The organism is Mesotoga prima MesG1.Ag.4.2 (genome assembly GCF_000147715.2).
GTDB lineage: Bacteria > Thermotogota > Thermotogae > Petrotogales > Kosmotogaceae > Mesotoga > Mesotoga prima.
Window position 1 is genome coordinate 2958837 of sequence record NC_017934.1, and the last position, 15393, is coordinate 2974229.

The 15393-nt window shown below is 44.8% G+C and carries 13 protein-coding genes; 8 read left to right on the forward strand and 5 right to left on the reverse strand.

What is annotated here, in order from left to right:
• Positions 1–485: 485 nt before the first annotated feature.
• Entirely contained in the window at positions 486–848 is a 363-nt protein-coding gene (locus tag THEBA_RS13605) for a hypothetical protein (RefSeq protein ID WP_041928360.1), read from the reverse strand.
• Positions 849–998: 150 nt separating this feature from the next.
• Complete coding sequence (ltrA, locus tag THEBA_RS13610; RefSeq protein WP_014732012.1) at positions 999–2234, reverse strand: group II intron reverse transcriptase/maturase; 1236 nt, start codon at positions 2232–2234, stop codon at positions 999–1001.
• 1191 nt (positions 2235–3425) lie between these two features.
• Between ltrA and THEBA_RS13620 the strand changes: the two genes are divergently transcribed.
• From THEBA_RS13620 to THEBA_RS13640, 5 genes are read left to right on the forward strand one after another with little or no spacing between them, the layout of a single operon-like run.
• Positions 3426–4376 carry a LacI family DNA-binding transcriptional regulator gene (locus THEBA_RS13620; protein ID WP_014732013.1) on the forward strand — a complete coding sequence of 317 codons (951 nt, stop codon included), beginning with the start codon at positions 3426–3428 and terminating at the stop codon, positions 4374–4376.
• A gap of 16 nt (positions 4377–4392) precedes the next feature.
• The gene (locus THEBA_RS13625; protein WP_014732014.1) at positions 4393–5610 is read left to right on the forward strand and encodes an ABC transporter substrate-binding protein; all 1218 of its coding nucleotides are present in this window, start codon (positions 4393–4395) and stop codon (positions 5608–5610) included.
• Positions 5611–5663: 53 nt separating this feature from the next.
• Positions 5664–6536: a carbohydrate ABC transporter permease gene (locus THEBA_RS13630; protein WP_014732015.1), complete on the forward strand. Its 873-nt coding sequence runs from the start codon at positions 5664–5666 to the stop codon at positions 6534–6536.
• The gene (locus THEBA_RS13635; protein WP_014732016.1) at positions 6533–7351 is read left to right on the forward strand and encodes a carbohydrate ABC transporter permease; all 819 of its coding nucleotides are present in this window, start codon (positions 6533–6535) and stop codon (positions 7349–7351) included. Before THEBA_RS13630 ends, THEBA_RS13635 begins: the two co-directional genes overlap by 4 nt.
• Complete coding sequence (locus THEBA_RS13640; RefSeq protein WP_014732017.1) at positions 7348–9231, forward strand: beta-galactosidase; 1884 nt, start codon at positions 7348–7350, stop codon at positions 9229–9231. The genes THEBA_RS13635 and THEBA_RS13640 overlap by 4 nt, the downstream gene beginning before the upstream one ends.
• A 239-nt stretch (positions 9232–9470) precedes the next feature.
• Here the strand turns inward: THEBA_RS13640 and THEBA_RS13645 are convergent, their stop codons facing one another.
• The 3 genes from THEBA_RS13645 to THEBA_RS13660 all read right to left on the reverse strand — a co-directional run bounded on the left by THEBA_RS13645 (position 9471) and on the right by THEBA_RS13660 (position 12634).
• Entirely contained in the window at positions 9471–9692 is a 222-nt protein-coding gene (locus THEBA_RS13645) for a cytochrome b5-like heme/steroid binding domain-containing protein (protein WP_041928364.1), read from the reverse strand.
• A 968-nt stretch (positions 9693–10660) separates the two neighbouring features.
• A complete protein-coding gene (locus THEBA_RS13655; protein ID WP_014732018.1) occupies positions 10661–11647 on the reverse strand; it encodes a hypothetical protein in 987 nt (328 codons plus the stop codon).
• A gap of 63 nt (positions 11648–11710) precedes the next feature.
• A complete protein-coding gene (locus THEBA_RS13660) occupies positions 11711–12634 on the reverse strand; it encodes an NHL repeat-containing protein (RefSeq protein WP_014732019.1) in 924 nt (307 codons plus the stop codon).
• Positions 12635–12980: 346 nt separating this feature from the next.
• Here THEBA_RS13660 and THEBA_RS13665 point away from each other — a divergent pair, with 346 nt between their 5' ends.
• From THEBA_RS13665 to THEBA_RS13675, 3 genes are read left to right on the forward strand one after another with little or no spacing between them, the layout of a single operon-like run.
• The gene (locus tag THEBA_RS13665; RefSeq protein WP_014732020.1) at positions 12981–14123 is read left to right on the forward strand and encodes a pyridoxal-phosphate-dependent aminotransferase family protein; all 1143 of its coding nucleotides are present in this window, start codon (positions 12981–12983) and stop codon (positions 14121–14123) included.
• Entirely contained in the window at positions 14123–15046 is a 924-nt protein-coding gene (locus THEBA_RS13670) for a hydroxyacid dehydrogenase (protein ID WP_014732021.1), read from the forward strand. Before THEBA_RS13665 ends, THEBA_RS13670 begins: the two co-directional genes overlap by 1 nt.
• 32 nt (positions 15047–15078) lie before the next feature.
• The gene (locus THEBA_RS13675; RefSeq protein ID WP_006487411.1) at positions 15079–15258 is read left to right on the forward strand and encodes a ferredoxin; all 180 of its coding nucleotides are present in this window, start codon (positions 15079–15081) and stop codon (positions 15256–15258) included.
• Positions 15259–15393: the final 135 nt, after the last annotated feature.

The window sequence follows — 15393 nt, forward strand, 5'->3', positions numbered from 1 at the left end:
ACACAAAGTCGGTTAAGTATTGCGAATCGTAAACGGTGACTCAGTTCTCTGGATAACCGTTACATGCGTATTTACCCTCTCCTCCTATCCGGTTACATCAGCCGAAGGGAGTAGCTCTAATTGCAGACACTCTCGTTCACTGTGTTACTCCACTCGGTGGAATCATAAACTGGGTGCTAATTTAGGAGAGATGCTCCCATAAGTTTTTCTACCCCCTGTTGCAACTTCTTCATCATTTTGGATACGCAGCCGTGTCTGTCGGTCGCAATGCATTAAGCGATTTCTATCCATACTGGTTCTTGAATCCATCTGCAGAATACCATGCAAGGATTGGTTCATACACCAATCTAATGATCTTCATCCTGCCAGTGGGGACGATCTTCGTAGCATTTGGTTATGCGATTTTGATTCATTTTTCGCCTAGGAATAAGTTGATGCAAATCATTTACATGGGGTTAGAACATGAAATCACTTCCCCGGGAATATCAATCAGTACTTGCGCTACCTGATATAGAAGAAGAGGGGCTTCGCCCTCCTTTTCGAAACTGAACTCCAGCCTCAGCGATTGGCGAAGTTTCTTTGATGACCCTTGTCTTTGTCGGGCGATTCATCCTCCTGAGATTGCCGTCACTCAGCCAATGCCAAAGCGTCTGCCCTTCATTTGGAAACAACTCACTCACTTTGACTTCATCTTCATCAACAAAACCCGGGCACTCTTGAAGAGATAGGCCGAGACCGTTCCTGTTTCCTCTGAACTGCTGCCCTACGGCATAAACAAGAGTCGATGCCAAGAGAAGCTCAAGTCCTGGTGGGACAGTTTTCTTTATCCCTGTGCTCCCCCTATTCAAATAGCAAATTATCCTGCAACCCAAACTTTGAAGGTCCCCTGGACTACAGCTCTGGCCATTACGCAAGGAAATCGGTGAGTAGCCCAGGGGGATTTCACCCCCAGGCTCTCTCAGAACCGGACTTGAATCTCTCGATTCATCCGGCTCCCATTATCCAGCCGAATAGAATATCCCCATCGTCCAGTGTACAAATAGATGAGGCTCCCTGCGAGCAAGAGCTTCTAGCCATTTACCCGCTTTTGTACGACCTCTCCTTTTCTTGTATTTGTTTCTTACCCACTGAACTAAGGCTTTGTGTAGCCGACTCAGTACTGTATACATCTCAAATTTGCGAAAGTGTCCATAGTAGTTTATCCAACCTCTTATTACCGGGTTGATTCTTTCTGAGAGTTCTTCAATACTCAGGTATGACTTGGTTTGAAGTCTCATTCTCCGGATCTTCTGTCTCATCGCCTTCTTTGCCTGTTCACTCACTGCAGGATTGAAGCCGTAGAAGATTCTCCCATTTCTGTCTTTGCAGCTACGGACTCTGAAGGTGTATCCTAGAAAGTCAAAGCTTGTGTTTGGATACTCGTCCTTCCTTTTATCGTCTTTGCAGTAGACAATACGGGTCTTCTCTGGATGAAGCTCCAGTTTGCATTCTTCCATTCTTTCTTTCAGACTTTCAAGAAGAAGCCTGGCTTCCTCCAGAGTTCTACAGTGTATCACTCCATCATCCGCGTATCTGGCAAAGGGCTTATCCGGATGAGTTCTCTCCATCCACTTGTCGAAGGCGTAATGCATGAAGAGGTTAGCCAGTACAGGGCTTATTACCCCTCCCTGTGGCGTTCCCTTGCTCCTCTCTTCGACTCTTCCATTCGCTTGCATAAAGGGTGCTTTCAGCCATCTCTCTATGTAGAGTATTAGCCATGGAATCTTCACATGTTTCTTGACTGCCCTCATTAGTAGTTCATGGTCTATGTTGTCGAACAGTCCTTTAATGTCGAATTCCAGTACCCAGTCATACCGCCAGCATCTCTGCCTCGTTACTTCAAGGGCATCTATCGCTGACTTTCCCTCCCTGTATCCGTAGGAGTCCTTATGGAAGTATGGATCTACCAGGGGATTGAGATAGATTTTGGCTACCATCTGGGCTACTCTGTCCCCCACTGTGGGGATTCCCAGTACTCTCTTTCCTCCACTCTTCTTTTCTATCTCTATAGCTTTTACTGGAGGTGGAAAGTAACTGCCCGAGGTCATTCGATTCCAAATCTTGTAGAGATTGTTGTCAAGATCGGCTTCGAACTCTTCCAGGCTTACCTCGTCTATTCCTTCTGCCCCTCTGTTCTCTTTCACTTTCTTGAATGCTTCCAGTACTACTTTCTTGGGGATTTCATACGACCTCATCTTGTCTGCTGGCTCCTTCCTTGTCTCTGTTCACAGTTCCTCCCTTTCGGTTGTCTGCACAGAGTTGGTTGACTAACCAACAAAACTGGATAACACAGTCCCTTTGCTCCACTCCCATTACAGGAGCTTCATCACTACTACGGACTGTTCCGCCCCTGAATCTGGCATCGGTACTTTCACCCTCGTGGGTTCTTCCACTTGCGGCTTTTCCCTTAACATCCAGATCCAGGTTCCCAAGTTCCTAATCAAAGCCTGTACCAGGGTCACGCCACCTATATGCCGGTCACCATCTGGACAGTAAGCAGGTTTCCTCCAGACTTATCCCGGGATAGTTGCACCTCCCGGTTTAGATGACACTAGTAGTTGTTACGACACGTTCACGGTGGTTCACTTGTATTCGTCTCCTCTGGTACTCACCTGACGGGATCACTGTCCCGCCTTTTCCCGTAACGTTCACTACCATGGCTCTTTACCACAGCAGCTTACGGTGGTTTGAAGCCTCCACCTGCATGGCGGCTTCGAGGGGCCCTCCCTCATCTTCAATTAAGCATGGCTTGAAGTTTCCTTCTTCGCCTTCTTGGCACACTGCAACCCCAACTATCCAAAATACTTGTATGGAGTTGACTCAAAGAGAAAGAATCTCTCATGGATACAAACTCTTCTTGTAAATCAGCAGCTTTACGGAAGATTTCCAACAACTTCTCTGATCCTTTCTTGTTCAAAGACAGCAACGATTCGCTTCTATCATGCTCGGACCGTGCAGAGGGTTAGCTTGGTCTGATAATCGGTTCGCCTTCAGGCATCCAAACGATCTTCTGGATCGTCTCTCGAGATTATCTTAGGAATTTGCCATATCGACAACTGCCTTCGCTCAGACTCACCAGGCTTTCAAGGTGAACAAGCAAGAAACTCAAGAAATTAAGGCATGGAGCACTGAAAGCTAAAACTGCGGAAATCCTGCTTCTTTCATAAAAAATCAATTCATCAAGAAAGTCCAGATTTCTTCCTAACGCCAATGAAAAATCATCGCTCACGTCGTTTTTTTGCATCTAAGAAAGAAAATCGCCTTCATTCGATCCAGATTCCTCCTCTTTCATCCGGATCAGGAGTATACGGGTTTAATCAACCGAATAATCGGATGTATAATGTTAACGTTAACTGTTAACGTTAACAAGCAGAGGAGGATCGTTTGTGAAAAGGGCCACCTTGCGAGAAGTAGCAAAAAAAGCCGGCACATCCATGATGACAGTATCTAGAGTGATCAACTCTAAGGATTCGGTACGCGATGAAACCAGAAATAGAGTCCTAAGAGCAATAAGTGAGCTGGGCTATGAGCCTCACAAAGATGCGAGAATTCTCAGGGGTGGAAAGACTGGCAGAATTGGGATAGTGGTCTCCGATATCAGGAACCCATTCTATTCACAGGTGGTTGGAGATCTCGAAGACCTTGCTGAAGAGAACAATATGGCCATTATTGTTTCAGACACAAGCAAGAAGCTTAATCAGGAGAGAAAGGCTATAAAGTCGCTTCTGGACATAAAGGTTGATGCAATCCTGGTAGCTCCTGAGGGATATGAGAGCTCTCACTTAATTGATGTGATTAATTCGGGAACAGAAGTAGTTTCCTTCGGCGTTCATTTCGAAAACGACGAAATTTCGGAGGTTTCCATCGATGAAATCACAGGTGCGGCGAAGGCAGGAGCTTATCTCAAGAGTGTTGGAATTAGCGATGTTGTAATGATGATGGGGAATCCTCGCAAGTTTACTACAAGAGGAAGAATGGAAGGGTTTATGAGAGGTTTTGGACATGTGCCTGAAGACAGAGTGATATATTGTGAGGTTGATTGGAAGGCATCTTGTGCAACTGTTAGTGAAATGCAGAGACTTCCTCAGGCTTTCTTTTGCTACAACGACATGATGGCTCTGGGAGTGATGAAGGCATTGGAAGAAAGGGGAGTAGAACTAGGAAGTGAAGTTAAGGTTATTGGCTATGACGATGTTTATATGGCCGAAATTGCTGGCATAACAACTTTAAGAATTCCGATTCGTAGCATGGTGAAAGAAGCTTTCAAGACAATATTGGGAGACGAGGTAAGAAAAATGGTCTTTACACCGGAATTCATACGACGCAAGAGCGCGTAAACAGGAGGTGGCGAAAGTGAAAAGAGTTTTGTTGGTCATTCTGTTCGTTTCGGTGGCTCTGGTAGGCTTAGGGATTCAACAACTGGTTGTGAATTCCTATATGTCTGACCCGGAACCGAAGAGAGTTTTTGAGGAACTTGTACAACAGTTCGAATCAATGTACCCGGACTTTGAGGTAACCGTGAACACGTTTGCACATGAGGATTTCAAAGTGCTTCTCAGAACATGGCTTACTTCATCCAATCCGCCTGACGTTGTCACCTGGTTTGCTGGTGAAAGAATGAGATATTTTGCCAGCAAGGATCTTCTCGAACCAATTGGTGATATCTTTGAGAATGGATTTGAAGCAGATTTCCCAAAGGCATTTGTTAGCGCTTCTAGTTACGAAGATCGTATTTATTTCCTACCTCAATCATGGTACTGGTGGGGTGTGTACTATAGAAAATCCGTTTTCGAAGAACTAGGGATCACCGTACCCCTGACTTGGAAGCAATTTCTGGACGTCTGTGAGACATTGAAGGCAAATGACATGATCCCTATAACCATTGGGACAAAGTATCTATGGACTGCCGCCGGGGTCTTTGATTACCTGAACATGAGAGTTAACGGAATCGATTACGCTCTAAAGCTGACAAACGGAGAAATCCCATATACTGACGATGGGATGAAGGCGGTTTTCGAGTACTGGAAACAGCTTGTAGAAAACGGTTATTTCATTGAGGATGCAACATCCTACACATGGCAGGAAGCTGCCACCTATCTCTTCACAGGAGAAGCAGGCATGTACCTGATGGGGCAGTTCATAAAGGATGTTGCTCCACCTGATGTGAAGGATGATCTTGACTTCTTCAGGTTCCCTATTATTGATGGTAATCTTGGTCTTTACGAAGACACACCAATCGACGGCTTCATGATGCCGGCAAATGCCAAGAACAAAGAGGCAGGCAAGACATTCCTCAAATTCATCGCTTCGAAGGAAGCGCAAGAATACTTTGCCACGGAACTTGGAAGATTGGCTGCCAATAAGCATGTTCCCGCACCGGACGACCATGCTAAGAAAGGCCTGGAAATGATACTTTCATCTGACGGAGTAATGCAGTTCTACGATCGGGATACCGATCCAGAAATGGCTAATGCAGGTATGAACGGCTTTGTGGAATTCATGACCTTCCCTTCCAGACTCGATACGATTCTAAAGAATCTCGAAGCCGAACGAAACAGAATCTACAAATAAGGCTTTCTGTACAGGGTGGGTCGGCAGGACCCACCCTTCATTTGGAGGAAATAATGAGAAGCAAGAGATGGGTTCCATGGGCTTTCCTTGCCCTTCCTCTTACGATGTATTCTATATGGGTCATATATCCATTGATCAGTACGCTTCTTCTCAGCTTCACCAGCTGGGACGGGGTCTCGATGTCCAAAGATATTATTGGCCTGGACAACTTCAGAGAATTGTTCAGAGACCCATATTTCATTGTTTCCTTGATCAACAATATTAAGTGGCTGATTGGATTTGCGGTGGTATGCGTACCTGCGGGCCTGGGGATTGCTCTTCTTCTAGACCAGAACTTTCGGGGAAACAAGCTTTACAAGACACTTGTCTATCTTCCTATGACCCTTTCGTTCGTTGTCATTGGACAGATCTGGTCCTGGATTCTCGAGCCAAGAAGCGGCGTTTTGAACAGTTTTTTGGCGTTGCTGGGATTCAAAGGTGTTTCGTGGTTGAGCGACCCCTCGGTAGTAACCTACTCTCTGATAATGGCAGCGTCTTGGAGGCAGATTTCTTACGCTATGGTTCTTTTTCTTGCCGGGCTTAAGGGAGTTCCGAGGGAACTAGTTGAAGCTGCCACGGTTGATGGCGCTGGTCCTTGGAAGAGATTCTGGAACGTCGTGCTTCCGATGCTCAAGCCCGCGACCGTTGTGGCCGTTACGGTAAGCGTTATCGATTCTCTCAGAGCTTTCGATATTGTCTATGTTCTGACACGCGGCGGACCTTTCTACTCATCATCTGTGATGGCGAACTACATGTACATTAAGGCATTCAACAATTACAGGATGGGCTACGGATCATCAATTGCAACTATTCAGTTCTTGATTACTCTGGTATTCATTGTGGTATATATGCGGAATGTGTTGAAAAAGGAGGTCGGAAGCGAATGAAGAGGACCCTTTTCTACATATTCGCCACCCTCCTGGTGCTAGTCTGGCTAATGCCTTTTGTCATAACGATGTTTACTTCAGTGAAGAGCATGGATGAACTCATGATGGGAAGAAGATGGTGGGAACCACCAAAAGAACTAAGATTCGAGAATTACGCAACTGCTTGGCAGGACGCCAATATGGGCAGATACTTTATGAATACATTTATAATTACGGTGCCTTCCGTTCTTGGCGCGCTGTTTCTTTCCAGTCTGGGCGCATTTGCATTGGCATGGTACGATTTCAGACTTTCCAAAACTATTTTGATGATTTTTGTGGGCGGCATGCTTATTCCGTTTCAGATGCTGTTAATACCGGTATATCGTATGTCGATCTCTTTCGGAATCTACGATAGCTATATCGGTGTTATTCTCTTTCATATTGCATTTCAGCTTGGTTTCTGCACTTTCTTTTTGAGGAACTTCATGAAGACAATTCCTGCAAGTATATTCGACGCTGCGATGATTGACGGAGCCGGTCACTTCTTGATATACAGAAGAATCGTTTTGCCTCTCGTAGTACCTGCTATGGCAGCTTTGGGAATTCTCGAGTTCACATGGATATGGAACGACTATCTTTGGTCTCTAATACTGATACAAAGCGACAGATTCAAGCCTGTTACCTTAGGTCTTGTAAATCTTCAGGGTCAGTGGATTACGAGCTGGAATGTTATGGCTGCCGGGTCTATAATTGCAGCAGTCGTCCCTCTGGTAGTATTTCTTCTTTTCCAGAGGTACTTCATAGAAGGACTTACAGTGGGGAGTGTTAAGGGATGAATTGGTTTGGAGCGGCTTATTATCCAGAGCACTGGCCTCGTGAGCGTTGGAAAAAAGACGTAAGAACAATGGGAGAAATCGGGATCAACGTAGTACGGATAGGAGAATTCTCCTGGAGCGTAGTCGAGAGAAAACGAGGCGAAATTGATTTTTCCGTTCTCGATGAAGCGGTTGATCTTCTCAATTCAGAAGGAATAAAAGTGATTATGGGAACTCCTACCTGTACACCTCCACCCTGGCTAACGAAAGAGTTCCCTGAGATACTTCAGAAGGATGTCAACGGACTCGTCATAGCAAGTGGCAGTAGAAGGCATTACTGTTTCAACTCGAAGATCTATCGTGAGGAGACATCAAGAATAGTCGAGGCTTTTGCCGATCACTTTGGTAACGATCCGAGGATAGTTGCATGGCAAATTGATAATGAATTTGGATGTCACAATTCTACAGTCTGCTTTTGCGAGAATTGTGCGGTTGCGTTCAGGGATTGGCTGAAGAAAAAGTATGGTTCAATCGATAAGCTTAACAAGGCTTGGGGAACGGTTTTTTGGAGTCAGATTTTCAATGACTGGGAAGAGATAGAACCGCCGAGAAGGACTCTTACTTCGCCAAACCCTTCCCTGGTACTAGATTATAGGAGATTTTCCTCTGATTCTGCGATAGACTATCATAATCTGCAGAGGGAGATCATCATGAGAAAGAGCGAAGCACCTATAACCCACAATCTTATGGTGAACTTTACGGAGATAGACTATAAGAAGCTTTCAGACTCTATCGACTTCGTATCATGGGACAACTACATTGTAGGGGATTACGATCCAGATCTTCAAGCTCTCAACCATGATCTGATGCGCTCCCTCAAGAAACAGCCCTTTCTTGTCATGGAACAACAGCCAGGAAGGGTTAACTGGCGCGCTGTGAATCCTTCATACGAAAGCAGTCAGCTGTCATTTTGGGTAAAGCAGTCTTTTGCACACGGTGCATTCGGATCGCTGATCTTCAGATTCAGGCAACTGCCTTTTGGTTCAGAGCAATTTCATACTGGATTAATCGACTATGATGGTGAACCCACTGAACGTGCACAAGCTTTTTCAAAAGCTATAGAAAAATTAACAGACTGGAGTGTTGTTGTTCCACAAAGAGAAGCGGCGATTTACATTGACTATGAGAATTTTTGGATAAATGATACGGACAATTTGAACAACAAATTCGATTTGTTGATAGACGGAATTTTGCCGGTCTATAAGTCAGTTAGAAGTCTTGGTTATAACGTGGATTTCGTTTTTCCCGGCGATTCATTGGAAGGGTATTTACTGGCTTTCGTTCCTTCAAGTTTCAAACTTGAACGATGCTTCGTCGAAGAGCTGAGGAAGTTTAAAGGGGATATTTTCTTCACGGCTCTTACGGATCAAAAAGATGGGCGCAATTTCATCAGGAAGACCGAAGAAAGTTTTATCACTGAACTAATGGGTCTTAGAGTCGTTGATGCAGGAGGAATTGAGACGAAAGTAGAGATATCTTTTGCCGACCATGTTTTCAATGGCTCCTTTGTCGTAGAGAAAATTCTCCCGAGCGAAGATTGTGAGGTACTTGCCGTCTATCTAAATGGGCCTTTTACTAATCATCCTGCTCTAATAAAGAGAGCGAACATGTATTACTTGAGCACAGTTCCTGAAATCGTGTCTTTCCAAACTCTTCTTATTGAAGCCGGAATAGAAAGAAAAGCAAGTGGGCCTGGAAGAGTTATTAAGGGCGAATCTAACACGATTCTTCAAAATCCTTTTCCACATAGCATAACAATGGAAGTCGGCGGGAAGGACTACACTCTTAATGAGTACGAGGTCAGGAGAGTCCAAACTGGCTTATCTAAGAATAATCGATGAGTTCCTTCATGTTTTGGAAAGTAAATTCGCGCGGCCCAACTGTGACATGGCCACTACAGGAAGAACTGATACTTCTGAGCCCCGCTTATTATTGAAGAACTCTTTCTCGCGAATTCTTAGTTTGCTCATGCCCACAACAACACAGTAATTTGCCTTTCATCCGACAATTGCGCGATAAGCAAACCAACATTTAAGATTGAAACACAGGATGGTTCAGATAGAACCCCTTCTCATGGGTTCTATTCATCAATGACAGGGTAGCCAATTTTGACCGGTGTTTCTAGCAATTCTATTTCAGAAGCTGTGGCGTTTGCACCTATGTCTACCCCAGAATCGATTTCCCAGGATTCTAGATCCGTAACATCGAATATTGCGCCGTTGTGAGAAACCAGCCGCCTGGGTTCTTCAATGCCGTTGAATCTTGAGAGTTGCTCTCGAGTGAAGACAAGCAGACCTACCAAATATCCTTCTCGACTTCGGCGGTTCCATGTGGAGAGTCTGCGAGAATGTCTCTAGTCAGTTCTCGTCCGGCACCATGGGGTTGACCCTGATGATAACCGTTTCTCCAAAGAGCAAGCTCGATCACGTGGTAAACGTTCCCTTCTACTGCAACATATGCTTTTTCGCCGTCATGACCTTTCGTTCTTCAAGCTCGTCATTTGTTGTTCCAAGTATTCCTATCGGTTCAACGCCCGAAATTTTGCGAACACCTTGCGGAGAGTCTTTGCATAACTCGGATGTCAGTTCGCTCCAAGCGAGATGCATCCCGGCCTGGTGAGAATCGTTCTGCCACCTGTTTAGTCGGGAAAGGTCATAGCCCTTGCCTCATATGTTCCGAGTTCATCGAGAGCTACTACGGGTGGTCCGGCCGATTCTAGGCCAGCCGTCTTATTTTCCTTGTGTGGGGAAGTACTTTCAGCTCGCAAGTAAATGCCTGCACCGAAGAATAAAGAGCCATGTGGTTGCCGGTAGACCAAAGTCTCAAGGGCTGTAAATCGAAAAATGAACCTCAAATTGTAACATGAGCGGGATTATTTGACTTGACGTTGAATCTCGATAGGGCTGTAGTGGTGAATATTGGGCTGATCTCAGAAAATGTAGAAAGGTCAAGATCTCTGCGAGAAATATCCGAGGATCTCCCAAAAACCAATATTCCGGAAATCAGAGCACCGGCAGTATCAACGCAAGAACAAATCTATCCTTCTCATATAAACCTCCTTCTCACCTTGACGGATCCGTAGATTGCTTCCGTAAACGAAATTCTCACCTGAACCTTTCGGAAGCTTGCATGATTTTTGGAAGTTCTGCTGATTGAGGGAAATGGTGTTTGCAAAGGAAAGCGCATACATCCTGGATCAATCGATACTGCTTTACCTCAAAACTTACACAAAAAAACAGAGGGCTCTTGTGGGCCCTCTGTTGTTGTTTATCAGTAGTAGATAAGTTCTAGAAGTAGATAAAACGCGTTTATAGTTTCGTATTGCTCGTCTATCTCCCAGTAGTAAAGATCGAAGGTACCGTCTTCATAAACTTCAAATTGCGCATATACTTCGGCGGGAATCCCTCCTAGGTCAAATGTTCCGTAGAATTCAACTATATGGAGATCGTCAGTTGAAACGAAGTAGTCCCAATGTGGTTCGTAGAAGAAGCCATCGAATGCTTCACCCAGGGTCATCCAGTTGTAGTAAACATCGAAATAGGAGTTTTTGACTTCGGTGATCTTGGAGTCCATTATCGAAGCAAGCAGCGAGTCGATAGCTGCATCGTCCTGAGAGACATCGTCTATTCCCAGATACTCAATGTCGAAAGTACGTTCATCCAAGTTCACGGTGAATTGGAAAACCGTTTCTACAGTTTCATCTTCCTCGTAAAGAAAGCCGATGTACTCAACGACATCCTGATTGTCGGCGGTAACGAAGTAATCCCAGCTCCCATCTGAGAAATAGTTGCTGAAAGACTCACCGATTATCTTTTCAGGATAATCGTAAAAATAGCCGTCCTTAACTATTGAGATTGCGACGTCTGCTCTTTCCGGCAGGAAGATTTTTTCCAGGAAAGCGAACTGATTACTGTTATCCTGAGGAACACCGTTGATCTCCCAGTAATTCATTATGAAGGTTGAATCCTCTTCTTTGACTGAGAAGCGCATCTTTACCGTTGCCGCTTCACCATTTTCATCAAGATAGTTGCCGCTGAACTCGACAATGTTTTCGGTTCCCTCTTTAGAATATTTCCACCTGGGCATTTCAAAGAACGCTTCAAATGATTCACCGATCAAATTGTCTGGAAAGTTATTGAAAGTTCCCTCTGTGACAATGCTTATGAACCTTGCACTGTCCTGAGGCAATAGCCGTTGCGCAAGAGCAATACTTGAAACCGACAATACCAACAACAATAGAATAGTGAACTTTTTCATAAAACTAACCTCCTTTATTTTCTCGCTTTTCTCACGTTGAATCTGTTCTACTTCAATCTTCCATCAGTAAGAAATGCCGAACCTCTGGATCCTGTTGCCCGATTGCTCAAGCACAAACACTGAGCCATCATCACTGAAATAGAGGTCAATCGGTCTCGTGAACAAACCGTGTGCTGTTCCTGAACCTCCCCACTCGAAAAGGAAGCTGCCTTTCGGGTCAAGAACAACAACCATATTATTCATTTTATTTATGTAGTGAAGATTACCAGAGCTATCGATTGTTGACCCTCCGGGTTGCCCCCATTTTCCGCTATAACCGGAGCCCCATTCAGCAACAAAGTTTCCCTCGGGATCATACTTCTGAATTCTTCTCACTATATCGTCCGAGATGTATATGTATCCATTGTTGTCAACATTGAGACCAGATACTGTTGCAAGATTCCCGGGATTCATTGCATCAAACATCCCGACTTTCGCTCCCACAGTAAGTATAAGTGTTCCTTCATTGTCGAATACCTGAACTCTTTGATTGAACGCATCACCAACGTATAAACGATCAGATCTGTCGATTGCAAGATACATCGGTCCATCGAACTGACCGGGTTCCGGTCCCTTGCCTCCCCAAGATTTAACAAACTTGTTCTTGCTTGAAAACTTCTGTACTCTTCCATTCTGAGAATCCGCCACGTAGATGAAGCCCTTTGAATCTACAACTATATCGTGAGGAAAGAGAAACTCTCCGTTTTCGCTGCCATAGTTTCCAAATGAGGTTTTGTATTTGCCGTTTTTGTCGAATACCTGAATTCTGTGGTTCAAAGTGTCAGCAACGTAGACTAAATCCTTTCCGTCAACGAAAATCCCTTGCGGATCGCTGAATTGACCATTCTTAGTTCCCTGAACTCCCCAAGACTTTTGGAAAATTGCAGAAGAACCAAACGATGGAACGGATACAAGCAATATCAATAGCAGAAGGACAAAATGCTTCAAAAAATTCACCCCTTCAAGCTTTTTATTTGCTTGTCTGATATTAACACTCGAAGTGCCAGAAATTTCTCGTTCTTATACAGTCGTTTTAGGAAATGTCCGTGGAGTGTGGCAGATTGCATCACAAGATTGATAGAGGAGCAAAACCAAGCAAAAAAGTGATGGAATGCTTTTAAGAGCAATTAAAGACTTAATTTGAGAATACAGGGCGTTGTCAGGGAGGCTGCAGTGCTCTAAACTATAGATGAGCCACAGTTCCCCTCATAAGCAATCTTTTGTGGTCAATTTTATGTTGTAGCGTTGAGTATAAAAACCCATTACAAACCAGATTGGATTGGAGGTGGCCCAATTGGCAAAGATGATCAAGAAGAACTATTTACTTGCTCCAGGCCCGACGCCTGTTCCTGTCGACGTTCTGCTTGAGGGTGCAAAGGATACGATTCATCACAGAACTCCGCAGTTCAAGAAGATTTTTGAAGACGCGGTAAACGGGACGAAGGAGGTTTTCAGGACACGAAACGATCTCTTTATCCTTGCTTCTTCCGGTACGGGAGCGATGGAAATGGCCGTTGCAAACATAGTCAATCCCGGAGAGAAGTTAATAGTCTGTAGCGTTGGAAAGTTTGGCGAGAGATGGGTTGAACTTGCGAAGACTTTCGGTGCGGAGATAGTCTTGGTTGAAAGAGATTATGGAGACTTCTACACCCCGGAAATGGTTGAAAGAGCCCTGGATGAAAACCCCGATGCAGTTGCTGTTCTTACAACCCTTAGCGAAACATCTACTGGAACAGTAATGGATATCGAAGGCATAAGTAAAGTTGTGAAGAAAGCGGGCAAACTCATCGCAGTAGACGGCATTAGTGGTTTAGTTGCCGAACGTTTGCTTACCGATGACTGGGGGCTTGATATAGTTGTATCTGGCTCTCAGAAGGGTTTTATGCTACCTCCTGGACTGGCTTTCATATCGTTCAGTAAAGAAGCTATCGAAAAGTCCAAGAACGTTAGTTCTACCAGTTTTTACTTCAACCTGAAGAAATACTTGAAGGATCCTATTCCATGGACGCCAGCTGTCAACCTGATCTATCAGCAGAGTCTTGCCGTAAAAATGCTTCTCGAAGAAGGAATGGAAAACGTGTGGGCGAGACACGAACTAATGGGAAAGGCAACGAGAGAAGCCATAAAAGCCATGGGGTTGGAGCTTTTCTCCAAGAGGCCGGGAAATGTGCTTACTTCTGTCAAGGTGCCTGAAGGTGTCGACGGAGGCAAAATAGTCTCCATAATGAGAGACGAATATGGAGTAACGATAGCCGGCGGACAGGGTTCGATGAAAGGAAATATCTTCAGGATAGCCCACCTCGGGTATATGTCGGACTACGATGTCATTATTGCCCTGACATCTCTCGAGAAAGTCCTCAGAAGGCTAGGATTCAAGGTGGAGTACGGAACCGGAGCAAGAGTTGCTATGGAGATTTTCGAGAAGGAGGGCGCTTGATGCTTAGACTACACGCTAACGATCCTCTCGACAAGGATGCAATGAAGATCCTTGAGGACAGCAAGCTGTTCGAGATAACTGCTGAGCATCTAGATAAAGATGAGTTGCTTAAGAAGATGCCCGAAATAGAGATCTTGGTCGTGAGAAGTGCAACGAAGGTAACCTCTGAGGTGATCGATGCCGGAAAGAAGCTAAAGTTGATTGCAAGGGCCGGAGTTGGACTGGACAATGTTGACGTTGAGGCTGCGAAAAGGCACAACATAATGGTTAGAAACACACCCGGAGCCAACGCCATCTCGGTGGCCGAACTCACTTTCGGTTTGCTTCTCAGCCTTGTAAGGCACATTCCAAGAGGTACGTACGGCATCAAGGAAGGAAAGTGGGAAAAGAAGGAACTGAAAGGTACAGAGATATTCGGCAAGACGATTGGTCTTATAGGATTTGGGGCAATAGGCCGAGAAGTCGCGAAGAGGGCTATTGCTTTTGGAATGAATGTCTGTGCTTACGATCCATTTGTGAAGGAAACCGAGATGGAAATTGAACTTGTTTCTTCACTGGATTCTCTATTCGATAAATCAGATGTCATCTCGCTCCACATTCCCTTAACAGCCGAAACGAAACACATTGTTGGTGAAAAAGAGATCTCAGCGATGAAAGACGGCGTTATCATCATTAACACAAGCCGAGGGGGAACGATAGATGAGCAGGCCCTATATAACGGGTTAGTTTCTGGAAAGGTTTCCGGAGCTGCCCTGGATGTTTTTGAAGTAGAGCCCCCCTCTGACGAACTTAGAAGGAAATTGATCGGGTTGGGTAATGTGATATGTGTTCCTCATGTTGGAGCAAGCACGACTGAAGGTCAGAAAAGGGTTGGCCTTGAAATGGCCAAGATTATCGTAGAAGAATGCAAGAGCATGATATAATTCACATGATTTTTCTGGTGGAGGTGTAAACGTTGAAGGTTTACGTGGACAAAGATACTTGTATTGGATGTGGAGTTTGCGAGGGAATCTGTCCCGAGGTTTTCAAAATGAATGATGATGGAAAGGCCGAGGTTATTGTTCCCGAGACGGAAGCGGCTTGTGCTCAGGATGCTGCAGACTCCTGTCCAGTTCAGGCAATAAAAGTAGAATAGTTTCCAATTCTTAACGTTCACATGTAGGGGCAGACAAATGATCTGCCCCTTTCTATAGTGGAACACAAAATTTGTCTATTTTTTCTGAGTGTTAAGTCTGATATAGTAGTAATTGCTTCGGAAAGATTTATTGTA